At 52.6% G+C, this 26946-nt stretch carries 29 protein-coding genes and 1 tRNA gene; 11 read left to right on the forward strand and 19 right to left on the reverse strand.

The window, feature by feature from the left end:
- Nucleotides 1–2: 2 nt before the first annotated feature.
- The 3 genes from dndD to dndC are packed head-to-tail and all read right to left on the reverse strand — an operon-like array spanning nucleotide 3 to nucleotide 3383.
- Nucleotides 3–2048 (reverse strand): DNA sulfur modification protein DndD, encoded by a 2046-nt coding sequence (gene dndD / locus KCG55_RS05265; RefSeq protein WP_049258440.1) that lies wholly within the window; start codon nucleotides 2046–2048, stop codon nucleotides 3–5.
- Between the two features lie 2 nt (nucleotides 2049–2050).
- Nucleotides 2051–2269: a DNA modification system-associated small protein gene (locus KCG55_RS05270; RefSeq protein WP_009425188.1), complete on the reverse strand. Its 219-nt coding sequence runs from the start codon at nucleotides 2267–2269 to the stop codon at nucleotides 2051–2053.
- Nucleotides 2238–3383, reverse strand: a complete 1146-nt coding sequence (gene dndC / locus KCG55_RS05275) for a DNA phosphorothioation system sulfurtransferase DndC (RefSeq protein WP_063076790.1) — start codon at nucleotides 3381–3383, stop codon at nucleotides 2238–2240. Before dndC ends, KCG55_RS05270 begins: the two co-directional genes overlap by 32 nt.
- Before the next feature lie 67 nt (nucleotides 3384–3450).
- On the opposite strand from dndC, the gene KCG55_RS05280 reads away from it, so the two are divergent.
- Together KCG55_RS05280 and KCG55_RS05285 are read left to right on the forward strand one after the other, a co-directional pair.
- Nucleotides 3451–3702 (forward strand): helix-turn-helix domain-containing protein, encoded by a 252-nt coding sequence (locus KCG55_RS05280; RefSeq protein WP_049331660.1) that lies wholly within the window; start codon nucleotides 3451–3453, stop codon nucleotides 3700–3702.
- Nucleotides 3699–4175, forward strand: coding sequence for a hypothetical protein (locus KCG55_RS05285; RefSeq protein WP_254323588.1), 477 nt, complete (start codon nucleotides 3699–3701; stop codon nucleotides 4173–4175). The genes KCG55_RS05280 and KCG55_RS05285 overlap by 4 nt, the downstream gene beginning before the upstream one ends.
- A 254-nt stretch (nucleotides 4176–4429) precedes the next feature.
- Here KCG55_RS05285 and uvrD read toward each other — a convergent pair whose 3' ends face one another.
- Nucleotides 4430–6637, reverse strand: coding sequence for a DNA helicase II (gene uvrD / locus KCG55_RS05290; protein WP_254323589.1), 2208 nt, complete (start codon nucleotides 6635–6637; stop codon nucleotides 4430–4432).
- Between the two features lie 100 nt (nucleotides 6638–6737).
- A complete protein-coding gene (gene gap / locus KCG55_RS05295) occupies nucleotides 6738–7766 on the reverse strand; it encodes a type I glyceraldehyde-3-phosphate dehydrogenase (protein WP_003682614.1) in 1029 nt (342 codons plus the stop codon).
- A 775-nt stretch (nucleotides 7767–8541) separates the two neighbouring features.
- Here gap and KCG55_RS05300 point away from each other — a divergent pair.
- The 4 genes from KCG55_RS05300 (at nucleotide 8542) to KCG55_RS05315 (ending at nucleotide 12214) form a co-directional block, all read left to right on the forward strand.
- Nucleotides 8542–10077: a sodium-dependent transporter gene (locus KCG55_RS05300; protein ID WP_254323590.1), complete on the forward strand. Its 1536-nt coding sequence runs from the start codon at nucleotides 8542–8544 to the stop codon at nucleotides 10075–10077.
- Nucleotides 10077–10169: a methionine/alanine import family NSS transporter small subunit gene (locus tag KCG55_RS05305; protein WP_036472778.1), complete on the forward strand. Its 93-nt coding sequence runs from the start codon at nucleotides 10077–10079 to the stop codon at nucleotides 10167–10169. Before KCG55_RS05300 ends, KCG55_RS05305 begins: the two co-directional genes overlap by 1 nt.
- Before the next feature lie 232 nt (nucleotides 10170–10401).
- On the forward strand, nucleotides 10402–11874 hold the full coding sequence (mgtE, locus tag KCG55_RS05310; protein ID WP_254323591.1) for a magnesium transporter: 1473 nt from the start codon (nucleotides 10402–10404) through the stop codon (nucleotides 11872–11874).
- A 175-nt stretch (nucleotides 11875–12049) separates the two neighbouring features.
- Nucleotides 12050–12214, forward strand: coding sequence for a hypothetical protein (locus KCG55_RS05315; RefSeq protein ID WP_254323592.1), 165 nt, complete (start codon nucleotides 12050–12052; stop codon nucleotides 12212–12214).
- A gap of 34 nt (nucleotides 12215–12248) precedes the next feature.
- Here the strand turns inward: KCG55_RS05315 and KCG55_RS05320 are convergent, their stop codons facing one another.
- Complete coding sequence (locus KCG55_RS05320) at nucleotides 12249–12905, reverse strand: cold shock domain-containing protein (protein WP_254323593.1); 657 nt, start codon at nucleotides 12903–12905, stop codon at nucleotides 12249–12251.
- 318 nt (nucleotides 12906–13223) lie between these two features.
- Here KCG55_RS05320 and thiE point away from each other — a divergent pair, with 318 nt between their 5' ends.
- The 3 genes from thiE (at nucleotide 13224) to KCG55_RS05335 (ending at nucleotide 14985) form a co-directional block, all read left to right on the forward strand.
- Nucleotides 13224–13841: a thiamine phosphate synthase gene (gene thiE, locus KCG55_RS05325; protein ID WP_254323594.1), complete on the forward strand. Its 618-nt coding sequence runs from the start codon at nucleotides 13224–13226 to the stop codon at nucleotides 13839–13841.
- Nucleotides 13842–13883: 42 nt separating this feature from the next.
- Nucleotides 13884–14078 (forward strand): sulfur carrier protein ThiS, encoded by a 195-nt coding sequence (thiS, locus tag KCG55_RS05330; protein WP_254323595.1) that lies wholly within the window; start codon nucleotides 13884–13886, stop codon nucleotides 14076–14078.
- 118 nt (nucleotides 14079–14196) lie between these two features.
- Entirely contained in the window at nucleotides 14197–14985 is a 789-nt protein-coding gene (locus tag KCG55_RS05335) for a thiazole synthase (protein WP_049332237.1), read from the forward strand.
- 71 nt (nucleotides 14986–15056) lie between these two features.
- On the opposite strand, the gene KCG55_RS05340 is transcribed toward KCG55_RS05335, so the two are convergent.
- The 9 genes from KCG55_RS05340 to KCG55_RS05380 form a co-directional block, all read right to left on the reverse strand.
- Nucleotides 15057–15824 (reverse strand): uracil-DNA glycosylase family protein, encoded by a 768-nt coding sequence (locus tag KCG55_RS05340; RefSeq protein ID WP_254323596.1) that lies wholly within the window; start codon nucleotides 15822–15824, stop codon nucleotides 15057–15059.
- On the reverse strand, nucleotides 15818–16261 hold the full coding sequence (gene rimI, locus KCG55_RS05345) for a ribosomal protein S18-alanine N-acetyltransferase (RefSeq protein ID WP_254323597.1): 444 nt from the start codon (nucleotides 16259–16261) through the stop codon (nucleotides 15818–15820). The genes KCG55_RS05340 and rimI overlap by 7 nt, the downstream gene beginning before the upstream one ends.
- The gene (gene tsaB, locus KCG55_RS05350) at nucleotides 16258–16932 is read right to left on the reverse strand and encodes a tRNA (adenosine(37)-N6)-threonylcarbamoyltransferase complex dimerization subunit type 1 TsaB (RefSeq protein ID WP_254323598.1); all 675 of its coding nucleotides are present in this window, start codon (nucleotides 16930–16932) and stop codon (nucleotides 16258–16260) included. The genes rimI and tsaB overlap by 4 nt, the downstream gene beginning before the upstream one ends.
- Nucleotides 16933–17093: 161 nt before the next feature.
- Nucleotides 17094–17768: a glutathione S-transferase family protein gene (locus KCG55_RS05355; protein WP_254323599.1), complete on the reverse strand. Its 675-nt coding sequence runs from the start codon at nucleotides 17766–17768 to the stop codon at nucleotides 17094–17096.
- 8 nt (nucleotides 17769–17776) lie between these two features.
- A complete protein-coding gene (locus KCG55_RS05360) occupies nucleotides 17777–18172 on the reverse strand; it encodes a hypothetical protein (RefSeq protein ID WP_107723791.1) in 396 nt (131 codons plus the stop codon).
- Complete coding sequence (locus KCG55_RS05365) at nucleotides 18173–19339, reverse strand: beta-ketoacyl-ACP synthase III (protein ID WP_254323600.1); 1167 nt, start codon at nucleotides 19337–19339, stop codon at nucleotides 18173–18175.
- Nucleotides 19340–19358: 19 nt separating this feature from the next.
- Nucleotides 19359–19604: a GNAT family N-acetyltransferase gene (locus KCG55_RS05370; protein ID WP_254323601.1), complete on the reverse strand. Its 246-nt coding sequence runs from the start codon at nucleotides 19602–19604 to the stop codon at nucleotides 19359–19361.
- Between the two features lie 34 nt (nucleotides 19605–19638).
- Nucleotides 19639–20547 (reverse strand): dialkylrecorsinol condensing enzyme, encoded by a 909-nt coding sequence (locus KCG55_RS05375; protein WP_254323602.1) that lies wholly within the window; start codon nucleotides 20545–20547, stop codon nucleotides 19639–19641.
- Nucleotides 20548–20855: 308 nt separating this feature from the next.
- Nucleotides 20856–20931 (reverse strand) — tRNA-Phe (locus tag KCG55_RS05380).
- Between the two features lie 204 nt (nucleotides 20932–21135).
- Between KCG55_RS05380 and KCG55_RS05385 the strand changes: the two genes are divergently transcribed.
- On the forward strand, nucleotides 21136–21696 hold the full coding sequence (locus tag KCG55_RS05385) for a hypothetical protein (protein ID WP_254323636.1): 561 nt from the start codon (nucleotides 21136–21138) through the stop codon (nucleotides 21694–21696).
- Between the two features lie 47 nt (nucleotides 21697–21743).
- Here KCG55_RS05385 and coaD read toward each other — a convergent pair whose 3' ends face one another.
- From coaD to KCG55_RS05400, 3 genes are all read right to left on the reverse strand, one after another.
- Nucleotides 21744–22256 carry a pantetheine-phosphate adenylyltransferase gene (gene coaD, locus KCG55_RS05390; protein WP_254323603.1) on the reverse strand — a complete coding sequence of 171 codons (513 nt, stop codon included), beginning with the start codon at nucleotides 22254–22256 and terminating at the stop codon, nucleotides 21744–21746.
- 107 nt (nucleotides 22257–22363) lie between these two features.
- The gene (locus KCG55_RS05395) at nucleotides 22364–23050 is read right to left on the reverse strand and encodes a Bax inhibitor-1 family protein (RefSeq protein WP_254323604.1); all 687 of its coding nucleotides are present in this window, start codon (nucleotides 23048–23050) and stop codon (nucleotides 22364–22366) included.
- A gap of 164 nt (nucleotides 23051–23214) precedes the next feature.
- Nucleotides 23215–23490 (reverse strand): oxidative damage protection protein, encoded by a 276-nt coding sequence (locus KCG55_RS05400; protein ID WP_003682648.1) that lies wholly within the window; start codon nucleotides 23488–23490, stop codon nucleotides 23215–23217.
- A 128-nt stretch (nucleotides 23491–23618) separates the two neighbouring features.
- On the opposite strand from KCG55_RS05400, the gene glnE reads away from it, so the two are divergent.
- Nucleotides 23619–26303: a bifunctional [glutamate--ammonia ligase]-adenylyl-L-tyrosine phosphorylase/[glutamate--ammonia-ligase] adenylyltransferase gene (glnE, locus tag KCG55_RS05405; RefSeq protein WP_254323605.1), complete on the forward strand. Its 2685-nt coding sequence runs from the start codon at nucleotides 23619–23621 to the stop codon at nucleotides 26301–26303.
- 157 nt (nucleotides 26304–26460) lie between these two features.
- Here the strand turns inward: glnE and KCG55_RS05410 are convergent, their stop codons facing one another.
- Nucleotides 26461–26682, reverse strand: coding sequence for a cell division protein (locus tag KCG55_RS05410; protein WP_254323606.1), 222 nt, complete (start codon nucleotides 26680–26682; stop codon nucleotides 26461–26463).
- Nucleotides 26683–26946: the final 264 nt, after the last annotated feature.

Here is a 26946-nt window from a genome sequence, read left to right on the forward strand (position 1 = left end):
AATTATTCGAAATAAACATCGGCAGTTACACGTGAACATGCGCCCGCGCTGTCCAGTGATTCGGCTTCCACCAGATAGGTGCGGCCGATATGCGGGTCGAGACGGCGGTACACTTCGGGGGTGATTTCGGTGTCCTGCGACAACAAAATCACCTGCTGTTCCAGCCCACTCCAATGCTTGAACAAACCTTCTCGGTGGCCCTCATCCAAACGTGCCAAAGGGGTATCGATGACAAAGGGGGCAGGATAGTGGGTAACTTCCGCCAATGCCGACACCAGCGACATAATCAGAATTTGCATTTGTCCGGCCGACAAATCGACCTGCGCTTCCCTGCCGTCGCGGCCGTAAAGCCCCATCCTTCCGTCGGCTTCGATGCTGATTTTGTGGATGCGGTCATCGTGTGCAATGGTGCGGTTGATGCGGGTGGCGGTTTCACCGATTTCACCCGCCTTTTGCCGCATTAGAGCATCGGTCAATGCGGCAATAACTTTTTCTACCTGTCCCGCACGGCGCGACTTCACCATCAGCGGGTTGCTGTCGCTGATTTTGTCTTGCAGTTTGCTGACTTCATCCTTTTTGCGCCGGCATTCTTTTTCTTTTTCCAACACGTTGCTTTTCAGGCTGCCCGAACGTTCTTTCAGTATATCGGCCTGCTTGTTCGCCTGTTTGAGCTGTTCCACCAGTTCGTCTTTGTTGCTGCCTTTGAGCAGCTCCAATTCTTCCAAGACTTGTTTTTGTTCGCTCCGCCGCTGTTCGATATCGGCCAGCAGGCTGCCTATCCTTCCTTGTGGCATACCCTGTATGCGGCTGATTTCGTTTTGGATTTCAGCATGGGCGTTTTTCGAGAGATAGTTGTGCTCGATAGTTTCGGCGCAATTTTCAGGCAACGGGTAAAATAATTCGTTCCAGCATTCGGCTACAGCTTCCTTCATCAGCGGGTCTTCCAAAATGGCGCAAGCCGAACGCCCCAATACTTCTTTGACTTTGCCGCTGCCGACAAACGCGCTCCAAAAATCGTTTACCCGTCCCGCAATCTGCTCCCTGCCGGCTTCATGGTGCAGGCGGTTGGCTTCTCGTTCGAGTTTGATTTTTAGCGCGTTCAGGCCGTCTGAAGGCAGGAAGGCCAGCGGCATGGCTTTAACCGCCGCCTTGACCTTCGCATTGAAATCGTCCATTTCCTTCTCCAGCCGTTCCCGCTGCATCAGCAAATCCTGCGAAGTGCGGATGTCGCTGCCGCCGCCGATCTGCTGTTGCAGCCTGCTTCTTTCCGCATCCCAATGCGCCCATTCCTGTTGTACTTTTTCCCATTCTTCACGGAATACATCATATTGCACTTGGGCAGAAGTCAATGCGCTTTCGGCTTTGTCCAAATCTTCCTGCATCTTTTTGCCCGCGTTCTCGGAAATGCAGCGTTTGCGGTAATCGCCAAGGCTGTCTGCAAGCCGCGTCAGCAGGGTTACGCCCAACAGGCCTTTCAGGGCGGTATTGAGCCACATACCCGTGCCGCTGCGTTCTGCAGCCTGCACGATTTTTTCGCCGTCGAAAAAGAAAAACGGCGCATAATCGAACGGCAGGGCGTAAGTGTTGAGATATTTGTCCAATTCGGCTAAATCGACAGGCAGGTAGCGGTCGTCAACCAGCACGTCTGCCCGCGTTTCGGTGCTTTCGCGTTCAAATTGCCTTTTCTCATTGAAATGCCATTTCCGGCGGATTTTCAGGCCGCAAATCTTACCTTGCCGCCGTTGGCGGATTTCAATTTCCAGCTCGATGCGGTATCGGCCGTATTGCGGCGCTGCTTTGTGATGCAGGGCAGCCTGCAGGAAATTCGGGTAATTGACATCTTTGCTGTTCAAGCCGGCCCGCTGCAAATGGCTGACCGCATCCGCGTCATACAGGCACAGGTAAACCGCTTCCAACAAAGTGGTTTTGCCGTGCCCGTTCATCGCGCCGATTAAAACAATGTTCTGCCCGTTTTTCGGTTCGGGAAAGGAGAAGGCCGCTTCTTGGTAGGATTTGAAATTAAGCAGCCTGATTGAATGTATCCACATATTCAGCCCCAATATTTCCTGTTTTCAAAAACTTCATCGAATACTTCGGTCATGCCGCGTTTGCGGATCCGTTCCTGTTGCTCGCGCTCCCATGCCGCCAAATCGGCCAGCGCATCGGGCGATACACCATGTTCGGCAGCGATTTTCTCCATCAGGTTTCTGGCATTTTCATCACTCCACAGCAGCAAATCAGCCACCTGTTCCCGTGTTTCCGTCTTCATTTTTATTCCTTGAGTAAGTGTTAATCAGATCTTCCGTCCAAATTCGCTTGATTAGGTCGATTTCGTCCTGCGAAATCAGTTCTTCGCCGAAAGCAGCCTGCACTTTTAGCAGCTTCGCCAGCATTTCCTGCCGCGCCGCGATGGTGAACGGGCCGGGGATGTGTTTGCCGCCTTTGAACGTGAGTTTTCCGTTGCGCCGTTCGGCCTGGCGGTATTCGGGTTTGTTGCGGATGTCCACCAGCCAGTCGCGGTATTCGATTAACGGTGTGAATTCGGTTTTCCCCGCGTCCACAAAGCCCTGCAGGCTTCTGTCCTTATTGACCACCGTGCACGTCCAGCAGCCGAAGCGGCTGGAATTGGTGCCGCAACCGGGGGCTTCTTCCTGCGACAGCACAATCGGACATTCGCCGCCGGCGGCTTCGCGGTAGAGCTTGATTAAATCGCTGTGTGCGCCTCCCCAGGGCGGGTCGTTGGCAGCAAGGAATTCCCACACGTCGTCGGTACTCAAATCGACAATCGGTCGGTACACCAACGCGTTTTTCAAATCACTGTGCGGGGTCAGATTGCTGTTTTCCAAGTTTTGGTGGCTTTCGATACTTGCTTTGCGGGTGGCAGATTCGTCTTTGCGCACGCCCAGTACGATGATGGCTTTGCCGTTTTCGTTTACTTTTTGCAGGATGTAGCCGCTAGTAGGCTGGATTTTCAGGCGGTCGGTGCACCAGCGCATTGAGCGGTTGGGCGTGGGGTAGCCTTTGCCGATGAGTAGCGTCCAAAAGGTGTCCTGCAATTTCGGCACGGTGATTTCGCCGCTGACGGGCAGCCTGAAAATTTCAGCGGCACGCAGAATTTCTGCCAAAGATTGGCGCATGTGTTTCACTACCAGCGGGCTTTCCACCAGCGTGTCGTTGGAAATGAAGAACACCTGCCGCGTCCGCAGCATCGGCGGCAGCGAAAGCAGCATGTCAAACACCAAATGGGCGACAAGGGTGCTGTCCTTGCCGCCTGAAAAGGTAACAATCCAAGGGTAGTGCTGCGTTTCGCTCAAATATTCTTCAGTGATGTTTTGGCGTATAGCGTCGAACGGGTTGGCAGGGTGTATGGGTATTACGGTCATTTTTATACATATTTCTTATTTGCACCTAAAACAGGTGCATGCGTGATTGTACCTAAAATCGGAGCGCATGAGAAATATTCGTTTGTCGGTACACTCTGCCGAACACACCTATTTGCGACAACTCCTTATCCGCAGAAGATTGGATTTGGGGTTGTCGCAGCGTGCATTGGCGGAACGGATGAATGTGGTGCATTCGTTCGTAGGAAAAGTAGAAACAGGTGACAGGCGGCTGGATATCTTTGAGTTTATTGATTATTGCCGCGCATTGAATTGGCAACCGGAGGAGGTATTGCAAAGTTTGCAGGAGGAAGCGGTATGAAAGATTTGGCAGCATTATTAAAATATGCGGAACAATTCCGCAGCCTGCATACAAGTTTTACACAAGCAAACAACCGTGCCCCGCATAAATTCATCCTTCTATACAGTTTATGCCTGCTGTATGAATCAGGCAGCCTGCACACAGAAAAAATTGATTTTTCGGATACGCTTTTGGAAGAATGGCAGGCAATATTCAGACAGCAATGGCAGCGGTGGGTGGCAAACGCATACCACCAAGAAAATTTCGGCATGCCGCTCTACCACATGAGGACCGAGCCGTTTTGGTATTTTTGTGTCAAACCTGGTATGGAAGATGCATTCGAACAAAAAAAACGCATGAAGGCTTTATCCAGCCTGCGTCAAACTGTTTCGGGCGTAGAAATCGATGCACTACTCGCACGGCTGCTTCGGCAGGCCGAAACGCGGGTGGTGCTGCAGGATGTGATGTTGGCACAATTGTTTGAAATCTTATGAGTAGGGAAACGAGTGAAATTTAAAGTGCAGGCTGCTTTTCATCACCCCAAAAGCAGCAGCCGTAGGTCGGATTCTCGAATCCGACATTTTCCAACAGCGTTTTTTTCGGAAACGATTGACGCGTCAATGTTTTTGTTGGATACGAGTATTCAACCTACATTTCTACTTCTGGATTCCCGCCTGCGAGGGAATGACGGCGGAGGTTTCGGCAAAATTGCTCCTCCCGTTTTCAGATGGCCTCTGCCATCTCCCTTCTACATCTCTTCTAATTTCGCAAACTTGGTATCCAGCTCTTTCACGCCCTGTTTGCCGAAGTTGATGGTCAGGCGGGCGGATTCGCCTTTGTCTACGGCATCGATGATGACGCCGGTGCCGAATTTGGCGTGGCGGACGTTTTGGCCGATGCGGAAGCCTGCGTAGGTTTGCGGCTGTTTGAAGTCTTCGATGATTTTGTCTTTGAACGTGGCGGTTTGGCGTGTGTTGCCGTAGCTGTCGTAGGTGGGTTTTTTGACGGACAGGTAGTGTAATACTTCGGGCGGGATTTCTTCGACGAAGCGAGAGACAATGCCGAATTGGGTTTGTCCGTGCAGCATGCGTTGTTGCGCCATGGTGATGTAGAGGCGTTTGCGGGCGCGGGTGATGGCGACGTACATGAGGCGGCGTTCTTCTTCGAGGCCGCCGCGTTCGGCAAGGCTCATTTCGCTGGGGAAGCGGCCTTCTTCCATGCCGGTGAGGAAGACGGCGTTAAATTCCAAGCCTTTGGAGGCGTGGACGGTCATGAGTTGGACGGCTTTTTCGCCTGCGCCTGCTTGGTTTTCGCCGGATTCGAGGGCGGCATTGCTCAAGAAAGCGAGGATGGGGAAGGCGGGGTCGTCTGAAATGTTTTCGGGCAGGGTTTCAAAGTTGCTGTCTTCGGGTTTGAACTCGATGGCGGCGTTGACGAGTTCGTCGAGGTTGTCGAGGCGGTCTTGGTTGTCGCCTTTTTGGGTTTTGTAGTGTTCGGTCAGGCCGCTGTCTTTGAGGATGCCGACGATGATTTCGGACAGGGGCATTTGTCCGACTTGGTTGCGCAGGGCTTCAATGAGGCGGACGAAGGCGACGATTTTGGTGGCTTTTGCGCCGGAGTTGCAGGCTGCCTGCCAGAGGGTGATGCCTTGTTCGTTTGAGGCCGTCTGAAGGTTTTCAATGGTGCGTGCGCCGATGCCGCGCGGTGGGAAGTTAATGACGCGTAAGAGGGCGTTGTCGTCGTCGGGATTGACGGCGAGGCGTAGGTAGGCGAGCGCGTGTTTGATTTCTTGGCGTTCGTAAAAGCGCAGGCCGCCGTAGATTTTGTAGGGGATACCGCTGCGGAACAGGCTTTGTTCGATGACGCGCGATTGGGCGTTACTGCGGTAGAGGACGGCGATTTCGTCCAAATCCCAGCCTTCGCGTTCGAGGGCTTTGGTTTCGTCAACGATGAATTGGGCTTCTTCGAGGTCGGTAAAGGCGGAGTAGTAGCGGATTTTGTCGCCTGCTTCGGCGTCGGTGCGCAGGTTTTTGCCGAGGCGTTCGTCGTTGTTTTCGATGACGGCGTTGGCGGCGGCGAGGATGTTGCCGACGGAGCGGTAGTTTTGTTCGAGTTTGACGGGCGCGTCGATGTGGAATTCTTCCATCAGCGCGGTCATGTTGCCGACGTTTGCGCCGCGGAATCGATAGATGCTTTGGTCGTCGTCGCCGACGGCAAAGACGGCGGCGTGGTTGCCGGCAATCAGTTTCAGCCAGGCGTATTGCAGCTTGTTGGTGTCTTGGAACTCGTCAACGAGAATGTGGTTGAAGCGGTTTTGGTAGTGCTGGCGCAGGATTTCGTTGTTTTGCAGCATTTCGTAGCTGCGGAGCATGAGTTCGGCAAAATCGACCACGCCTTCGCGTTGGCAGATTTTGTCGTATTCGGCGTAGCACTCAATCATGCGGCGTGTGTGCGGATCGGGCGCGCTCAACACGGAAGCGCGCAAGCCGGATTCTTTTTGCGCGTTGATAAAGCCTTGCAGCGAACGCGGCGCGATGATTTCTTCGGCGATGTTGAGGCTTTTGAGCAGGCGTTTGATGAGGGAAAGCTGGTCGCCGCTGTCGAGGATTTGAAAGGAAGACGGCAGGCCGGCATCGCGGTGGTGCAGCCGTAGAAAGCGGTGGCAGAGACCGTGGAATGTGCCGAGCCACATGGCGCGGACGTTGACGGGAATCATTGCGCCCAAACGGGTCTGCATTTCTTTGGCGGCTTTGTTGGTAAACGTTACCGCCATAATGCTGTGTACGCTGGCTTGTCCGCTTTGCAACAGCCAGGCGATACGTGTGGTCAGCACGCGCGTTTTGCCGCTGCCCGCGCCTGCCAAAACGAGTGCGGATTGCGGCGGCCAGGTTACGGCGGAGAGTTGTTCGGGGTTCAAGCCTTGCAGGAGGTTCGGGGCGGATTCGTTAGGAAACATGAAGAGGCCGTCTGAAAATAAATGGGAATGCGATATTTTAAAGGAAATACAAAAGGCCGTCTGAAAAGATGTTTCAGACGGCCTTTGTGTTGGAAGCCTATTAGAACGGACGTACTTCCAAACCGAACATACGGCGCGCGGTGTTCAGCATTTGGCAGCTGAAGCCCCACTCGTTGTCGTACCATGCGAACACTTTAACCATTTTGCCTGCGGTTACTTTGGTCAGCGTAGAGTCAAATGTGCTGGCTTGGGTAGTGTGGTTGAAGTCCATGGAAACCAGTGGCAGGGTATTGTAGGCCAATACGCCTTTCAGACGGCCTTCTTCGGAAGCGGCTTTCATCAGTGCGTTGATTTCTTCGGCGGAAGTGTCGCGACCTGCTTGGAAGCTCAGGTCAACCAGGGAAACGTTGACGGTCGGTACGCGGATGGCGAGGCCGTCGAGTTTGCCTTTCAGGTCCGGCAATACCAAACCGACGGCTTTTGCAGCACCGGTTTTGGTTGGAATCATGTTTTCCACGCCGCTACGCGCACGGCGCAGGTCTTTGTGGCGTACGTCGGTTACGGTTTGGTCGTTGGTCAGCGCGTGGATGGTGGTCATCACGCCGTTTACGATACCGATGTTTTCGTTCAATACTTTGGCCACAGGTGCCAGGCAGTTGGTGGTACAAGACGCGTTGGAGATAACGGTCATGTCGTCGGTAATTACGTCGTCGTTTACGCCGTAAACAATGGTTGCGTCAACGTCATCGCCGCCGGGAGCGGAAATCAGCACTTTTTTCGCGCCGCTTTCCAAGTGGATTTTGGCTTTCTCTTTGCTGGTGAACGCGCCGGTACATTCCATTACCAGGTCAACGCCCAATTCGCCCCATGGCAATTCGGCTGGGTTGCGGGTAGAGAAGTAAGGGATTTTTTTACCGTCGATGATGAGGTGTTTCTCATCGTGGGAAACTTCAGAGTTGAAGCGGCCGTGAACAGTGTCGAATTTGGTCAGGTGAGCATTGGTCTCGATGCTGCCGCTGGCATTGATGGCAACGATGTCGAGTTGGTCTTGCAGTTTGTAGTCGAAAATAGCGCGCACTACTTGGCGGCCGATGCGGCCGTAGCCGTTGATGGCAACTTTGATACCCATGGCTTTTCCTCTTCTTTTGGGTTTGGGTTGTGGATTGAATGGCGGCAATTATAGCAAAATTGTAGTGGTGTGTAATTAATGTTTTATTGAAATTTTTTGGTTCAATTATTTTTAATTGTAGATGATTAGAGTAGAAATACAGGTTTAAATTTGTTGTTATTTTGTATTTTTTGAAATTTTATTTTTTATTAATTATGTTTTTAGTGTTTTATGCTTGTTTTAAATCATGGTAATGAAGAGAACGGGAAAAGGCGGATTGTTTTTGTTTATATTAAACAGAATGTGAGTGTGGCTTTTGATTACAACATACAACAGTGGAATTTTCAGACGGCCTGGGTTTAATCGAGCAAAAGGAAAAGGCCGTCTGAACATTTTTGATGACGTGGAATTTAAACGCTTTAGATTCCTGCTTTTCCTTGCCGGATAAGGGGAGGGCGGTTTTTAGCAAAGGGGAAATGGTCGGAGCAAGGGAGGGGAAAACGGGGGATTGGGCTGTGTTTGGGGGTTATATAAATAAGTGTATGAAGTTTTTAGTCGTAGTGTATGAAGATTTTGCTTGTGATTTTAATTTAATTATGACTTGTCAACACTGTTAAATTTTTTTACGATAAGGTCAGATTATGTTTGCATGGCCATAAGCGGTGCATCCTCTATACCGGATATTATCCTTGTCCGAATATCTACTTTAACCGACCGGCTTGTCCGGCCTGATTTCTAAATATATACGCGCAAGGCTGAACGGCCTTGGCGACACTCGATTTTTAAGAGGTTCATCGTGTCAAATTCTCAATCCAGCGAACGCGCGACGTTTAGCAGTCGCCGCGCCTTTATGTTTGCTGCCATCGGCTCGGCCGTGGGTTTAGGCAACATTTGGCGATTCCCTTACATCGCTTTCGACAACGGCGGCGGTGCTTTCGTCCTCCCTTACTTGGTTGCGCTGTTGACGGCAGGTATTCCGCTGTTGCTGCTCGACTACGCCATCGGCCACCGTTACCGCGGTTCGCCACCTTTGGCCTTCCGCCGCCTCGGCCGTTTGTTTGAGCCGATGGGTTGGTGGAACTTCCTGACCAACGTCATCATCTGTATCTACTACGCCGTGATTGTCGGTTGGGCGGCAAGCTATGCTTATTATTCTTTGACTTCGGCATGGGGTACGGATCCGCAGGCATTCTTCTTCAAAGACTTCCTGCAAATGGCTGATGCCAAAGACTTGGGCTTGGATTTTGTCGGTAAAGTTGCCGGCCCGCTGATTGCCGTCTGGGTGTTTACGCTGGCGATTATGGCTTTGGGCGTACAAAAAGGCGTAGCCGGTGCGTCCACATTCTTCATGCCTTTGTTGGTAGTGATGTTTGTCATCATGGTGGGCATCGCCCTGACTCTGCCGGGCGCGGCAAAAGGTTTGGACGCTTTGTTTACGCCTGACTGGAGCCGATTGTCCGATCCGAAAGTCTGGGTAGCCGCATATGGTCAGATTTTCTTCTCGCTCTCCATCTGCTTCGGCATCATGATTACTTATTCTTCTTACCTGAAGAAAAAAACCGACTTGGGCGGCACAGGCTTGGTTGTCGGCTTTGCCAACAGCAGCTTTGAGTTGCTCGCCGGTATCGGCGTATTCGCAGCATTGGGCTTTATGGCTCAAGCCGCAGGCAAGGAAGTCAGCGAAGTGGCATCCAGCGGTATCGGTTTGGCGTTTATCGCGTTCCCGACCATCATCAACCAAGCCCCTATGGGCGCGTTAATCGGCGTGTTGTTCTTCGGCTCGCTGGTGTTTGCCGGTGTCACTTCCATGATTTCCATCGTTGAAGTGATTGTGGCCGCGATTCAAGACAAAATGAACCTCGGCCGTGTCAGCGCGACGCTGATTGCAGGCGTGCCAATGGCGATTATTTCCACCTTGCTGTTCGGTACGACCACCGGCCTGCCTGTGTTGGACGTGTTGGACAAATTCATCAATACCTACGGCATTGTGGCTTCCGGTTTTCTTTACGTTTTGGCGATTGTTTTGTTGCGCAAACTGCCCGAACTGCGCAATCACTTGAACGCGCTGTCTTCCATCCGTGTCGGCATTGTATGGACTGCCAGCGTGGTGGTAACTGTCGCCATGCTCGGCTATATGCTTTATCAAGATACTGCCAGCCTCTTACAAAAGAATTACAGCGGCTATCCTGACAGCTTCCTCAATATTTTCGGTTGGGGCATGGTGGGCGCTCTCTTGGTATTGTCTGTCCTGCTGTCGTTCTTGCCGTGGAAACATGGTCAGAACTTCAACGTCAAAGACGAACATGAACACGAACGTGAAGGAGACGAATAATGAGTACTTCAGCCATTATTATGATGCTCGTCGCATTGATCGTCATTTGGGGCGGATTCATCGTCTCCGTCCTGCGCCTGCCTAAAGAATAAGGTTTGAGCAAATGAAAAGGCCGTCTGAAAGTCATTTTTCAGACGGCCTTTCCCGTTAAAAATGGTAAAACGGCCTAAAAAAGAGTAGAATATGCACTGTTTGCAACTCTTCGCCTCTCAGTAGGCTTGAATTATGGACCTTCCCAGTTCGCCTTTGAACTTCCCATCTGATACACAACAACAATAATCATCCCGCCGAAATGCCTTCCCGCGTCCGGCGGGCGGAGCATTTATGAGCATCGAACAAACCCCTCCGAATCTCGACAATACCCCCGACAATGATGTGGTAGAAGACCGCATTTCTGACGATCGCATTTCTGACGATATCGACCGCATCCATGCCTTATGCGAAGTCCTCGAGCCGGCCTTTGAACAAATCGAAGCAGGTGTGCCGATTGAAGACGAAAGCCTGCGCGACAAGTTTACCGAGCTGACCGTCCTCTTAGCCGAGTTGCACCCTGCCGACGTGGCCGCCGTCTTGGAATCCCTGCCGCCGCGCGAGCGTAACATCGTTTGGCTTTTGGTCGCCCCTGAAGACGACGGCGAAGTCTTGCTGGAAGTATCCGACTCCGTACGCGAAATGCTGATCGAGTCCATGGATAAAGACGAGCTGTTGGCCGCCGTCGATGATTTGGACGCAGACGAATTGGCAGAACTGGCAGACGACTTGCCGCACCAAGTGGTGTACGAAGCGCTGCAAACGCGTGATGAAGAAGAGCGCGAGCAGGTCAAAGCGGCGATGTCTTACGCAGACAACCAAGTCGGCGCGATTATGGACTTTGAATTGGTCAGCATCCGCGCCGATGTGACGTGTGAGGTCGTGTTGCGCTACTTGCGCCGTTTCGACAGCCTGCCCGATCATACCGATAAGATTTTCGTGGTCGATGAAAACGACGTGTTGCAAGGCGTGCTGCCCATCCGCAAACTCTTGGTCGCCGACCCCGAAGACATGGTGGCAGACGTGATGGCCACCGAAGTCGTGCGCTTCCGTCCGGAAGACGACGTGGAAGAAGCGGCGCAGGCGTTTGAACGTTATGACTTGGTCACCGCGCCGGTTGTCGATGAAAACAAAAAGCTGATCGGCAGGATCACCATTGACGAAATGGTGGACGTGATCCGTGAAGAGTCCGAAGCCGACATGTTTAACATGGCCGGTTTGCAAGAAGAAGAGGATCTGTTCGCCCCGATTTGGGACTCGGTGAAAAACCGCTGGATGTGGCTCGCCATCAACCTGTGTACCGCCTTTATCGCCAGCCGCGTGATTGGTGCATTTGAAGGTAGTATCGAGAAAATCGTCGCACTGGCCGCGCTAATGCCTATCGTCGCCGGTATCGGCGGCAACTCCGGCAACCAAACCATCACCATGATCGTCCGCGCCATGGCGATGGGGCAAATGACCAGCACACAGGCAGGCCGCCTGCTGAAAAAAGAAGTCGGCGTCGCCCTTGTCAACGGCATTATTTGGGGCACGGTCATGGGCGTGATTTCATGGCTGCTCTATGGCAACATCGGCATCGGTTTGGTCATGGTGGCCGCGATGACCTTGAACCTTTTGCTTGCCGCGACCGTCGGCGTCCTTATCCCCGTCATGATGGACAAAGCCGGACGCGACCCGGCATTGGGCAGCTCGGTGCTGATTACCGCGGTCACCGACTCCGGCGGTTTCCTGATTTTCTTGGGATTGGCAACCATGTTCCTGTTGTAATAGGAAAAAAGGACGTGTTCGACACGTCCTTTTTCAAACCGTTTAAAAGGCCGTCTTAAACTTTAATTTTCAGACGGCCTTTGCTGTTTTTTAAAGCTTTACACCATGAGGGCGTTTAGTTTTTGATGATGTTTAGGGCGTAATCGGTACAATCCAATAGAGAGAGGTATAGATTATGAGCATTGCCCATATTGTCATTGAAATTGAGGAATCTGCGACTTTAGATGACTGCAATGTACGGTTAAGTTACAGTGGTGGTACAGAGTTGCAGTCGGACGAGGCAAAGACCGTGTTTTATAAAACCCTTGAAGCAATTGAGGGGGTTCTAGGAGACGATTAAAAAAACAGGCAGTTCTTTTAACTGCCTGTTTTTTTTAATCGTCATTTGATCGATGAAATATATTGCAATTGAGATTGGAATAAGCTGGGTCATAAATTAATTCATCAATGGATGAATCCTCAGATAAATGCCAAATATTGCTCGGATGATGTGAATAGGAAGGATTTTGCCTAAGCGTATCCTCCCAGAAATCCTTTAACCAATCATCATTAGTGACAACATCAGTGTCAGACTCCAGTTTCATATTCCTGAATATCTTATTTAGAAAGATTGTCAGCACGGAAAATGTTACCGCAGGGAAGACAAACAGCAAGACTATGTTAGTCTCCCTATCAATATCAAAAAAGCCTGCTAAGATGTAGAAAAAACCAGCTGTCATGAACATAGTTAAACACAACGATACTATGGCTGCTGAAAGTAATTTGTCATTTTTAGCCATGGGTTGTTTTCCTACTTTCTGAGAGTCTTCCCATGAGGTTTTCAATTTTTGGATCTGGTCAGGGTCGGGATTATGTATATCACTAACCTTTCGCGCTCGTAGCCCACGACTATGCTCAAATGGTTCGAAATTCACTATCTTTCCTTGTATATCTGAACCGGTGGTTTTACGGAAAAAGTATTCATGACCATCTTCACCAAAGATAAAGCCAAAATCTTTTTCATAGCTATACCATTTTACGAATCCGATCATGATACTTCTCCTTTATTTATAGGTTACTTGAATGCTATCACTTGTAATCCAACGTTGGAAGAGGCGTTGCGGTGGGCTTGGGCGCGCATCATAGGAAAGGTGGCTAACAAGAGAAATTTTTTCATGGGTTGCGTCTCCGAATGTGGGGCGCGAATATAGCACTCAATTTTGATGAAACCATCAGTATGTTCATATTTTTATAAAGCCAAAGCCGAATAGGGCAATATTCATTTTTTTAATCAGGCCGTCTGAAAACAAATATTATTCAGACGGCCTTTTCTGATAATATAACAACGAATTATTCCTTTCGGAGCCGTCATGACCTTCCCGCCACTCAAATCCCCGCTAAAATTTTACGCCGTCGTTCCCACCGCCGATTGGGTCGAGCGCATGGTCAAAGCAGGTGCCGACACGGTGCAACTGCGTTGCAAAACCTTGCATGGCGACGAGTTGAAACGTGAAATCGAACGTTGCGTCGCCGCCTGTCGGGGCGGCCGCACGCAGCTTTTCATCAACGACCACTGGCGCGAGGCGATAGAAGCGGGCGCATACGGCGTGCATCTCGGACAGGAAGACATGGACACCGCCGACCTCGCCGCGATTGAAGCTGCCGGTTTGCGTTTGGGTTTGAGTACGCACTCCGTCGCCGAACTCGACCGCGCCCTGTCCGTACACCCCAGCTATGTGGCCAGCGGTGCGATTTTCCCGACCACGACCAAGCAAATGCCCACCGCCCCGCAAGGTTTGGATAAACTGCGCGAATACGTCAGACAGGCACGCGGCACGCCCGTCGTTGCCATTGGCGGCATCGATTTGAACAACGCCGAAGATGTGCTGGCAACCGGCGTTTCCTCACTCGCCGTCGTCCGCGCCGTGACCGAAGCGGAAAATCCCGAAGCAGTGGTTAAAGCGTTTCAGGCTTTGTGGAATGAATAAGGTCGTCTGAAAATAAGAAGTCTGACAAGAGGAGCAAACATCATGAAGATTATATTGAATAATGAAACCATCACATTAAACGGCACAACTGTTGCCGACCTTATTACCCAAACCGCGCCGCAAAAACCGTTTGCCGTAGCGGTGAATACCGGATTTATCGCCAAAGGCGCGTATGCGGAAACGGTTTTGAATGAAAACGATAAAGTGGACATTGTGCGCCCCGTAGTCGGCGGATAAGCGGTTTGCAATCAACAAGTCGGGTATTTGCGCCCGACTTTTGCCTGTTTGAATATCGGGCAGGGTTGCCCGATTGCCTTATGCTTAAAATCTAAGAAACAATACAAAGGAATCCATCATGTTTACCCTATACGGAGAAACTTTCCCTTCGCGACTGCTGCTCGGTACGGCTGCTTATCCGACGCCGGAAATCCTCAAGCAGTCTGTCCAAATCGCGCAACCGGCGATGATTACCGTTTCGTTGCGTCGTGCCGGCAGCGGCGGCGAAGCGCACGGGCAGGGTTTTTGGTCGTTGTTGGAAGAAATGGGCGTGCCTGTGTTGCCCAATACCGCAGGCTGTCAAAGCGTTCAGGAAGCCGTGACCACTGCGCAAATGGCGCGCGAAGTGTTTGATACCGATTGGATTAAGCTTGAACTTATCGGCGATGATGACACGTTGCAGCCCGACGTATTCCAACTGGTCGAAGCGGCGGAAATCCTGATTAAAGATGGTTTTAAGGTGCTGCCTTATTGCACCGAAGATTTGATTGCCTGCCGCAGACTGCTTGACGCAGGCTGTCAGGCGTTGATGCCGTGGGCGGCGCCGATTGGCACGGGTCTGGGCGCGGTTCATGCTTATGCGCTGAAAGTCCTACGTGAACGCCTGCCCGACACGCCGTTGATTATTGATGCCGGTTTGGGTTTGCCTTCGCAGGCGGCGCAAGTGATGGAATGGGGTTTTGACGGCGTGCTGCTAAATACCGCTGTTTCTCGCAGCGGCGATCCGGTCAATATGGCACGCGCTTTTGCGCTTGCGGTCGAGTCGGGTCGATTGGCTTACGAGGCGGAACCTGTGGAGGCGCGTGAGAAAGCGCGTGCCAGTACGCCGACGGTGGGCCAGCCTTTCTGGCATTCGGCGGAATATTGAAAAACATTAGGGCGTGTCGAACACGCCCTTTTTTGTTGGTGGAAAACCTGATTTTAGGTTGAACAGAATGTTCAGACGGCCTTGGCCAAAAGCTGTTTCAATGGCTTTAAGATTTGCCATGCCTGCGCTTTGAGTTGAGGCTGCATCAGCAGGCGGGCGGGATGGGGAATGACGAAATGCGGCCGCTCTGCACACAATTCGTTCATCAACCCGATCATGTCGGGGCTGTCAAAGATTTTGCCGAGAAATAAGACTGCGCGCGCTTGCGAAGCGGTCAGCTCGTTTTGCATTTCGGCAAGCTCGGAGCGGATGTGTTCGGCATCGGGCAGGGCGGTGAACACGGGCGCGGTTTTGACCCATGCGGTTTTATGCACCTGCTCGGGCTTGAGGCCGATGGCGGCGAGGATGTTGTCGAGAAGCGTGCCGACGTCGCCGCTAAACAGCGTACCGTGCAGGCTGTCTTCGGTGGACGGGCAAATGCTGACCACCATGATTTCAGACGGCCTGATGGTTACGTCAAGACGGGGCAGGTTGTCTGAATGCGCGGCTTTTTCTGTTTTTGCCGGTGTTTCGGCAATGGCTTTGGGTGCCGCTTCGGGAACGCGGACAGCAGGTTTGGCCGTTTGCGCAGTGGCAATGGCGGCAGTGCGTGCCCGATGGGCGCCTGCGGATAAAGTGCGCACGGCTTGTGCGGTATCGGCAGCAATGGCTTTGGGGCGGACGGGCGCGGCTGATGCTGCGGTTTGAGGCGCGGCATGGATGATTTTGGCGTTTTGGTTCAGCCACATCGGGCCCAAGCCCAAGGCTTCGTGCAGGTGCAGGTAGCGGCTGCTTAACATGATTTCTCCATCAATACGGCATCTTCGCTGCCACCGTCGGGCAGGGTGTAGTAGTTTTTGCGGCGGCCGCAGGTTTGGAAGCCGTGTTTGCGGTAGAGCTGTTGCGCGGTTTCATTGCTTGCGCGGACTTCGAGCAGCAATCGGGTCGCGCCTTGCTGTTGCACTGCGTTTTGCCAGTGTTGCAGCAGGGCGGACGCAATGCCTTGGCGGCGGTATTCGGGCGCGACGGCAATCAGGTGCAGCTCGGATTCGTCAAACACGGTTTGCCACACGATAAAGCCGGTAATTTGGTGGTCTGCCTGGCTGAGCCAAACGCTGTCAGGATGGTGTTGAACGGCTGATTCAAACTGCTGCACCGTCCACGGCGAAGGATTGCCTTGTGCGTCAATGGCGGCAAGGGTGGGGCAGTCGGCAAGTACGGCTGGTCGCAGGTTCACGGTTTGGCCTTTTGCTGGGCTTGCTCTTGCGCGGTCAGGGCAATTTTGTTGCGGACGTAGAGTAGCTCGGCATGCGCCGCGTCAGTAGCAAGATAGCGGCCGCTGCGGGCAAGTTTAAGATAGTCGGCGGCGGTCGGCATATCGGCCTGACCGTCAAACGGCGGTTTGTCGGCGAGGGCAAAGGCATTGCCGATGCCGCCGGTAGGCGTTTGGCCTTCGGGCGCGGCAATGGTGGCGGCTTTGCCAACCGTGTAATCGCTCAAGCGGACGTGGTTTTGCGTATCAAACCATGCGTAGAACACTTCGCCCATACGCGCATCGGTGGCCGCCAGTACGCAGCTTGATGGCGGCAGCAGCGAAGCGGCGGCATCGAGGCAGGGAATACCGATCATGGGCGTGTCAAACGGCGTGGCCAAACCTTGTGCAACCGCCGCACCGATACGCAGGCCGGTAAATGCGCCGGGACCTTGTGCATAAACGATGCAGCCCAAATCGGCAGCCGTGATGCCTGCTTCTTTGAAGAGAAGCTCGATTTGCGGCAGGATTTGTTCGGATTGCTTGGTGCCGACGTTTTCGTGAAACAGGCGGGTTTCGCCTTGATGTTCCAATGCGATGGACAGAAAGGATGTGCTGGTGTCGATGGCAAGAGTCGGGCGGTTGTCGGTTGGCATGGTGTTATTTTTTAGAAGGATATGGGTTGCCATTATAGTGGAACGGCGAGGGGAACAAAGCACTCGGGCGGCGCTTGGGTAAAAACGCCGTTTACCGCAAAGCTATTCGATAAGTGAACCAAGGTTTCAGGCCGTCTGAAAATATTTCAGACGGCCTTGTTTTATTGGTCGAGTTTCAATAAAGGCGAACCAGCTTTTTCAACGGCGCGGCGGTAGGCTTCATGCGCTTCGATGCGTTGCAAATAAGTGCGGATATTGGGGTAGTCGGCAAAGTCGAAGCGGTCGGCCGCGGCTTGCAGCGGATAGCTCATCATGATGTCGGCACCACTGAGGCTGTTGCCAACCAACCATTCGCGGTTTTCCAACTCGCTGTTGATGTGGGAAAGATGTAGCGCGGCTTGCGGATGGATAAAGCTGCTTTTGACGCTGCCGCTGATTTTGCGGGCAATCGGTTTGACGAAAAACGGCATGGGCGCGCTTTCAATCCGGCGGAACACCAGTCCGAGCAGCAATAACGGCATCAGAGAACCTTCGGCATAATGCAGCCAGCGTTGATATTGCCAGTATTCGCGGCTGCCGCGTTCGGGCATCAGACGGCCGTTGCCGTAGGTTTGAATCAGATAGTCGGTAATCGCGCCGCTTTCCGCCAAGATAAGGCCGTCATCATCCAATAAAGGCGATTTGCCCAAGGGATGGATGGCTTTGAGTTCGTCAGGGGCGAGCAAAGTGTCGGGATGACGGCAGTAGGTTTGCAGACGGTAAGGCGTACCGAGGATTTCAAGCAGCCAAACAATGCGCAGGGCGCGGGATTGATCGAGCGAATGCAGGGTAATCATGAGGGGCTTTAAATATCGGTTTGTTTGAGGTCGTCTATGCTGATTTGGCAGGCATCGGCGTATTTTTGTAGGGTTTTGGCCGGTAGTTTGGCGAACACTTCGGGACGGAAATGCCGACGCAGCTGCCATTTCCATACGCCTGCCGCCATGGCCAAGCCGGTTTCGTCATAACGGCAGCGGAACATATGGTAGTACAGCGGCGAATATTCGCCTTTTTCGACGGCTTCGCGCGCGGCCTGCGTTTGGGCATCGAGTTCGCACACTGCCATTTCGGTGGCGTAGGCTTCGTCCTGCCAACCGTTGCTGGTGGCCGCTTCGTAGTGGCCGTCGCGGGTGCCGTAGATGACTTTGCGGTGGCCGTGGTAGCTGGCGCTGTTGTCTTGAGGGATGTCGTCAATCTTCATTCAGACGGCCTTTACTGCTTCCAAAAGCATGAAACATGTTGAAAAACGGCCGCTTTCCGGAACGTAACACAGGATTTTTTGGCCGTGTTCGATGGGGAAAGTGCGCATAAATTCTTCAAGGATGATGTAAATCGAGGCCGAACCTGTGTTGCCCTTGCTGTGCAGATTGGTAAACCATTTTTCCTGTGGAATGTCGAAGCCGATGTTTTTCAGGCCGTCTGAAAGGCGGTCGCGGAAAAAGCCGGAAGAGTAGTGGGGCAGGAACCAATCGATTTCTTCGGCGCGGATGCCGTGTTTGGCGGCGATTTGGGAGAGGGGTTTTTCCACTGTATAGCGGACGATGTTTTCGTTCAGCAGTTTGACGTCCTGCTTGACCGCCATCAGGCTGTGGCGGCGGCCGTAATCGGCATCGGCGTGTTTCCAGCCTTCAAATACGCCGTCGCGGAATTCTGCACCTGCATACATGCAGGGCGGCATTTCGTTGGCGTAGGAAAGCAGGTCTATCCAATGGATTTTCAAGCTGAGGCCGTCTGAATTGGGGCAGTCGGACAGATACACTGCGCCAGCACCGTCAGACAGCATCCAGCGCAAAAAGTCTTTTTCAAACCCGATTTCGGGGGAAGCGTTTTCCAGTTTTTTATGGTCGGTTTCACTTTGGAATACTTCGCCGCGCATGACCGCCGAGGCGTTTTCGGAAGCCACGGAAACCGCATGTGCGTGTTCGCCGGTACGCACGGCGTTGTAGGCGTGTTTCATCGCCGCCATACCTGCTGCGCATACGCCTGCCATGCTGAATACTTCGCAAGGCGGCATATCCAGCAAACCATGCACCATCACGCCGTGTCCGGGCATGGTTTGGTCAGGATAGGAAGTGGCGCAGGCCAGGCTGCCGATGGCTTCTGCAGGAACGCCTTGGGCAAACAGGCCGTTGACCGCTTCGGCGGCCAATTCGGCATTAGTATGCGTCGTGCGGCGGCTTTCGGGGTCGATGGCGTAATGGCGCGACAAAATGCCGTTGGAACGCAAAATCATACGGCGCACGCGTGAAGGCACATCGCCTGCCATGCCGAGGACGGCTTCCATTTCGTCATTGCCGACGGGGGCATTGGGCAAGAAGGCAGAAACGCGGTTGAGATAAACGTCTTTGAGTGTGTTATTCGATGTCATGATGTGTTTGTCAAAATAATCAACCGATAAACCGCGCCGCGTAATCGCAGCTTGCAGTCAACGGGATGTGGTGTGTTTCGGCGTATTCCATCAACGCGTCCACCAGCAGTTTGGCAATGCCGCGATGACGGAAGTTGGGCGAGACCTCGGTATGGTTTACGTCCCAGCCGCCGTTGTGTTCGGTATAGCTGATGTAGCCTGCTTCCAAACCGTCAATCTCGATTTGAAAGCGACGGTGCTCGGGATAGTGGATAACTTCGGGCATGATGGATTCCTAGTTTGAGGCCGTCTGAAACGTATCATCTGCCTGACGGTTGTTCATAATAGTCCGCCAGCTTTTTCAGACGGCCTTTGAGCAGCGGATGCAGCAGTTTTTTCAAAATCACGCTGACAGGTAAAACCACCAAAATCATCGCCAATAAAAATACGATGTAAAAGCACAACAAGGCACGGCGCAAGAGCGGAGAAATACGGCCTGCCGCCATCAAAAGCCTGCCCCAGACGAAGAAGCTGCGACCGGCGGCGCGTTCGCTGAAAATCAGTTTTTCATTGACTGTCACTGCGCCCATGTTTTGAAACAGGGTTTCGTCCAAAGGTTGTTGGTTCAATAGTGTATCGCGCAATTTCGTACCAAACCGCGCCGCATCCGCCAATTCTTCTTCAGCAATGCCGGCGGAGGGCAGGGAGCGGAAATAGCGCTTGTCGCCGGTCAGCATCCATGCGGGCGTGGTAATGAAACTAGCCGCGCTGTTGCAGGCATCGATTTTTACGATGTTGCCGATGAGTTTGGCGCCGTTTTGTTTCAGCAAAGATTTCATTTTTTCCTGCGCGCCCAGCCACATATTGCGGCAGCCGATAAGCGTGATGACCGGTTTGCCGTCCAGCAGGCGGCGCGTTTCTTCGCGTTGCAAAAAGGCGGTCATCGGTTGCGAAGGAGAGAGGAACCAAACAGTGTAGGCAATGACCACTACATCGTAATCTTCGGATGGGATTTTCGGCGGCAGAATCGGGGCGGGTTTAAAATGGACGGTTTCAGGAAAGGTATCAAAAAAACGCCAAAACGGCCATGGAAACGGAAACGCCTGCTCCGGTACGATATTGACGCAATCGACCTGTATACCGGCTGTTTGCAACGGCGCGGCAAAATTTTGCGCCAGGCTGGAGAGCTGCCCCGTTTGCGAGTAATGCACAATCAGCACTTTTTTCATTATCTTCCCTGCAATGAGTAAGTTATGGTTGGTTTGGACAGTATTATATAGTAAACCGACCGGCCTTGAACTTTATTCATATTCAGTATGTTCGCGAAGGTTTCAGCCGATTTGGATGGAAACGCCGTATTCTGCCGGAATGGGGCGGTGAAGCGGATTTTTATGCCATGCCAACATGAACAACGGCCGTCTGAAATTTTTCAGACGGCCTTGTGTGGAAATCGGGACGTATGGTCTGGAACGGGATTTGCGCTAAGTATGGCGTGCAAATCGTATAGATAAAAAAATAACCGCTTAAAGGCGGTGGGTGGTGGCCAGAGGCGGAATCGAACCGCCGACACACGGATTTTCAATCCGTTGCTCTACCAACTGAGCTATCTGGCCTTCGCGTGTTTCGTTGCGAGATGTGAATTAAACCAAATTTCGTTGCCTTGTGCAAGCGTTTGTAGGCTTTATTTTTGAGGCGGTAAATTAAGATTTTGTTTTGTATTAAATTATTTTTCGTTTTAATTAGCGGTTTTTAGGTTTGCCGGTTTGATTTTCAGACGGCCTAAGATACAATCGGCTTTTTTGCTTTGGATTTATGCCATGCTGTATGTGTTTGTTCGTGATATGTGGGATGTTTTGCGTTTGCGCTATCGTTCGCCGGAGACGTATTTGTATTCGCCTTTGGTGATGGCGGCGGTGTTGCTGCTGTTGGGTGTGGTGAACGCGGCCAGCATGTCGCCTTTGTTTGGCAGTGGCGCGGCGGCAGTGTGCCTGTCGGTGATTTTGGTAATTGTGAAATGGTTGGTATTGAGCCGCTCGATGCGCAAGGTGCTGCATTATTACGGTGCGCCTCAGCTGCCTTTGTGGGGCTTTATTTTGGTGTCTGAGGCTTTGCTGCTGCCGCTGTTGCTGGTGTTGTATGTGCCGGCGTTGGCTGCGTTTGCGTTGTTGTGGCAGGCTTGGGTTTTTGTGGTGCAGGTACGCGGTTTGATGTGGATGGGGAATGCGACGATAGGCCGTGTTTTGGTGGGCTATCTGTTGTATGGTATCGGCGTGTTGTGTGTGGGTACGGTGATTTTGATGCTGTTTATTGCCGCCGGTTGGTTGGACATGGAAACGTTGAATCAAAACCTGCAGGCGTTGATGTCTGCCCGTAAATAATCAATGGAAATTGGAAGGCCGTCTGAAATGTTCAGACGGCCTTTATTTTATGCGTTTGTTTCGTGGTCTTGCAGGATTTTTTGATAGACGGGGTCGGGGAGGTAGCGGCCTATCATGTCGCGCCAGCCTTGGGGGCCGACCAAGCCTTTGACCATGGTGGAGGACACTTCGGCGATTTCGCGCGGCGGCATCAAGAAGACGGTGGAGATTTCGGGGGCGATGTCACTGTTGATGTAGCGCATCGAGCGTTCGTATTCGTAGTCGGCGGCGGAACGGATGCCGCGGACGATGAAATTGGCGTTGGCTTCGCGGGCGTAATCGACCAAAAAGCGGTTTTCAAACACGCTGATGCGGACGTTGGGGAACGGGTGGGTAATGGCATCGAGCATGGCGCGGCGTTCTTCTATGGTGTAGGTGTTGCGCTTTTCGGGATTGGTGCCGATGGCGACGATGAGTTCGTCAAAGAGGGATTGGGCTTCCTGTATCATCCACAGGTGGCCGAGGGTGGGAGGGTCGAAGCTGCCTGCGTACACGGCACGGCGCGGAGTGGTCGTGGTCATTTTGTGTTGGGAATGGGGTTTGTGTGGCGTTCAGGATAGGGGAGTTTGCCGGTGATGTCAAAAATCAAAAAGGCCGTCTGAAATTTCAGACGGCCTTTGCGGCTTTATCAGTCGTCACCGCTAATAGAGATGAGGATTCTCAAGAGGCTGCTGAAAATGTTGTAGATGGAGATGAAGATGGTCAGCGCCGCGCTGATGTGGCTGTCTTCGCCGCCGTCGATAACGGCACGTACCTGCCACATAATCATCAGGGAACTGAAGACAACGAAGCCGGCCGCGATAGTTAGGCTCAGGGCAGGGATGTTGAGGAAGATGTTGGCCACAACGGCAATCATGAGCACGATCGCACCGGCACCGAGGAAGCTGCCGAGTTTGTTCATGTTCATTGTGGTGCGGCGTGCCATGGCGGACATGGTGAAGAATACACCGGCGGTCATGGCGGCGGCCGTACCGACGATTTGCGCGCCGTTGTTAATCGCTAAGGCGTATTGCAACATAGGGCTGATGGCAAGGCCCATGCCGAAAGTGAAGATCATCAACAGGGCTACGCCGACGTTGCTGTAACGGTTTTTCTCGATCAGGAAGGTCATGCCGTAGAAGAAGCCGAAGAAGGCGGCCAGGGCAACATAGTATGAACCGAACATGGCGAAAATGTTAAAGCCTGTTTTGGCGGAAAAGAACGCGCCGGCAACGGCAGGAATGAAAGACAGGCCGAGCAGGCGGTAGGTTTTTTGCAGGACGGTATTTTTGGCAACCGAGCCTTGCGAGGTATAGTCGTAAACGTCGTTTTGCATGGCGTTTGCTCCAGTGTGGATTGAAAATGAATGAAATTTGGATTTTAACAGAGAATCAGGGGTTTGTATGATTTATCTGTTCTATTTGCTTAATATGCGGGGCAATCGGGAATTTTAAAGGCCGTCTGAAAATCGGGTTTCAGACGGCCTTGGCTTTTCAATGCTTATTTAGGCTCTTGCGGAACGTAGCCTTGTACGGCATCTGCGCCGTCGCCGAAGAAGTATTGTTCCATCTGCTGGGCGAGGTATTCGCGCGCGCGCGGATCGGCAAGGCTCAAGCGGTTTTCGTTAATCAGCATGGTTTGGTGACGAGTCCAAGCCATCCATGCTTCTTGGGAAACGTTTTCAAAAATGCGTTTGCCCAATTCGTTGGGCAGCGGCGGAAATTTCATGCCTTCGGCTTCTTTGCCGAGTTTGACGCAGTGAACCATACGGGTCATGGCGGTTTCCTTATGTGGGGTTGCAAAGGTTAGTATTTTAGCCGATTGCACGGATAGGGGAAAGCGTGGGTTTCAGACGGCCTGAAACCTTGCTATGATGGTCTTTTCTGTTTATTCAGGCAAAGACTATGAACCGCCTCGACACCGCCCGCCGCCATTCCCTGTTCCTCGCCCGCAACCTTGATTCCGGCAAACTCAAGCCCGAAGTCTTCCTGCCCATGCTGGATAAGGTGTTGACCGAAGCGGATTTTCAAGCTTTTGTCGACTGGGACAAAATCTGCGCGGAAGAAAACGAGGAGGAATTGGCGCGGCAGTTGCGCGAGTTGCGTCGTTATGTGGTGTCGCAGATTATCGTGCGCGATATAAACCGCATCAGCGATTTGAACGAAGTGACCCGCACGATTACGCTGTTTGCTGATTTTGCCGTCAATACCGCGTTGGACTTTTCATACGCCTATTATCAGGACATGTACGGCACGCCGATCGGGCGTTATACGAAATCGCCGCAACATTTGAGTGTGGTGGCGATGGGCAAGGCGGGCGGCTATGAGTTGAACGTGTCTTCCGACATCGATTTGATTTTCATCTATCCCGAATCGGGCGATACCGACGGCAGGCGCGAACGCGGCAATCAGGAGTTTTTCACCAAAGTCGGGCAGAAACTGATTGCGCTGCTGAACGACATTACCGCTGACGGGCAGGTGTTCCGCGTCGATATGCGGCTGCGGCCGGACGGCGATTCGGGCGCGTTGGTATTGAGCGAAACCGCGCTGGAGCAATATTTGATTACGCAGGGGCGCGAATGGGAACGCTACGCGTGGTGCAAAGGCCGCGTGGTCACGCCGTATCCGAACGACATCAAAGCACTGGTGCGTCCCTTTGTGTTCCGCAAATATCTGGATTACAGCGCGTATGAAGCAATGCGCAACCTACACCGCCAAATCCGCAGCGAAGTCAGCAAAAAAGGCATGGCAGACAACATCAAACTCGGCGCGGGCGGCATCCGCGAAGTCGAATTCATTGCCCAGATTTTCCAAATGATACGCGGCGGCCAAATGCGCGCACTGCAACTGAAAGGCACGCAGGAAACGCTGAAAAAGCTAGCCGAGCTGGGCATCATGCCGTCTGAAAACGTCGAAACCCTGCTTGCCGCCTACCGCTTCCTGCGCGACGTCGAACACCGCCTGCAATACTGGGATGACCAGCAAACCCAAACCCTGCCTACCTCGCCCGAACAGCAGCAACTGCTCGCCGAAAGCATGGGTTTCGACAGCTACACCACCTTTTTAGACTGCCTCAATGTTCATCGGAACAAAGTCAATCAGTTGTTCAACGAAATCTTGAGCGAACCCGAAGAACAAATGCAAAGCAACAGCGAATGGCAATGGGCATGGCAGGAAAAACCCGACGAAGAAGAACGGCTAGGCCGTCTGAAAGAACACGGGTTCGATGCCGAAACCATCGCCGCAAGGCTCGACCAAATCCGCAACGGCCATAAATACCGCCACCTCTCCGCACACGCCCAGCCGCGTTTTGACGCCATTGTGCCGTTGTTGGTACAGGCGGCGGCCGAGCAACCCAACCCGACCGATACATTAATGCGGCTGTTTGACTTCCTCGAAAACATCTGCCGCCGCTCCGCCTATCTCGCCTTCCTCAACGAACATCCGCAAACCTTGGCGCATCTGGCACAAATCATGAGCCAAAGCTCATGGGTGGCGGCATATCTGAGCAAATATCCGATGCTGCTGGACGAACTCATCAGCGCCCAGCTTTGGGATACAGCGTTTGACTGGCCGGCACTTGCCGCCTCGCTTTCAAACGGCCTTAAAGCCTGCGGCGGCGACACCGAAGCGCAAATGGACACACTGCGCCATTTCCAACACGCCCAAGTCTTCCGCCTCGCCGTTCAAGACCTTGCCGGATTGTGGACGGTAGAATCACTTTCCGACCAGCTCTCCGCCCTTGCCGATACCATACTCGCTGCCGCCCTGCCGTGCGCGTGGGCAGACATGCCCAAAAAACACCGCGACACGCCGCAATTCGCCATCATCGGCTACGGCAAACTGGGCGGTAAAGAGCTCAGCTATTCCTCCGACCTCGACTTGGTCTATCTTTACGACGACCCGCATCCCGATGCAGGCGACGTGTACAGCCGCCTTGCCCGCCGCCTGACCAACTGGCTTTCCGCCGCCACCGGCGCAGGCAGCCTCTACGAAACCGACCTGCGCCTGCGCCCCAATGGCGATGCAGGTTTCCTCGCCCACAGCATAGCCGCCTTTGAAAAATACCAGCGCGAAAACGCCTGGACGTGGGAACACCAATCCCTTACCCGTGCCCGTTTTATCTGCGGCACGCCTGATGTTCAGACGGCCTTTGACCGCATTCGCACCGAAATGCTGACCGCCGAACGCGACCAAACGGTTTTAGCAGGCGAAATCATCGAAATGCGCGAAAAAATGTTTCCCACCCATCCGCCTGCCGACAGCAACGTCAAATACGCGCGTGGCGGCGTGGTCGATGTCGAATTTATCGTCCAATACCTCATCCTTGCCCATGCCCGCCAGTATCCACAACTCTTGGACAACTACGGCAACATCGCCTTGTTGAACATCGCCGCCGACTGCGGCCTCATCGACAAAACCCTCGCCGAACAAAGCCGCACTGCCTACCGCTTCTACCGCCAGCAGCAACACAACACCAAACTGCGCGACGCCAAAAAAACCGAAGTGACGGAGGAATTGCTGACCCACTACGGCAACGTGCGAAAACTATGGCAGGAAGTATTCGGAGCAGAAGTGAAGTTCGGATAAGCAGGCGGACGTATTCAGCGTCAAAAGCTGCACGGCAACACAATTTACCGCCACAACAAACGCGCTTTAAAAGGCATACTTTCGGATATAAAAAGTACTGTTTTGCGAAGATATAAAAAAGGCCGTCTGAAACTTTTCAGACGGCCTTTCATATTATTTATTCTTCTTCCGGTTCAGCTTCTGCCTCTGCAGGTTTTTCAAGGAAATTGCCTGCCAACCACAGTAAAGCGCCGCCGCCTGTAATGCCTGCTTTAATCCACATGGCGGTATCTTCGCCCCATTCGTAAATCCAGGCCAAGACTTTGGGGACGGCGTTCATATAATTCAAACCGAATGCCAATACGCCGAGGATAAATAAAGTACTGCCCAAGCTTTTCATTTTTATTCCTTATAAAATCAAATATATGCATCAAAACAATTTAATAAATGCAGTGATGCCGAGTGAATGAATGTGTCAAGAAATGCCATTATATTCGGTTTTATGTAAAGAAGATATTTTTATCAAAGCTGATTGGCAGTCTGAGGCGATGGGGAACTGCTTGCAGAGAGAGGAATTCCGTCTGTTTGTTTATAAGTTATCGGCTTGGCCTGGGCAGTCATGATATGCAAAAACTGTTCTCATTTTGTGTCGATATTGTGATAA

Origin of the sequence: Neisseria subflava (assembly GCF_024205745.1) — a bacterium.
Taxonomy (GTDB): domain Bacteria; phylum Pseudomonadota; class Gammaproteobacteria; order Burkholderiales; family Neisseriaceae; genus Neisseria; species Neisseria flavescens_B.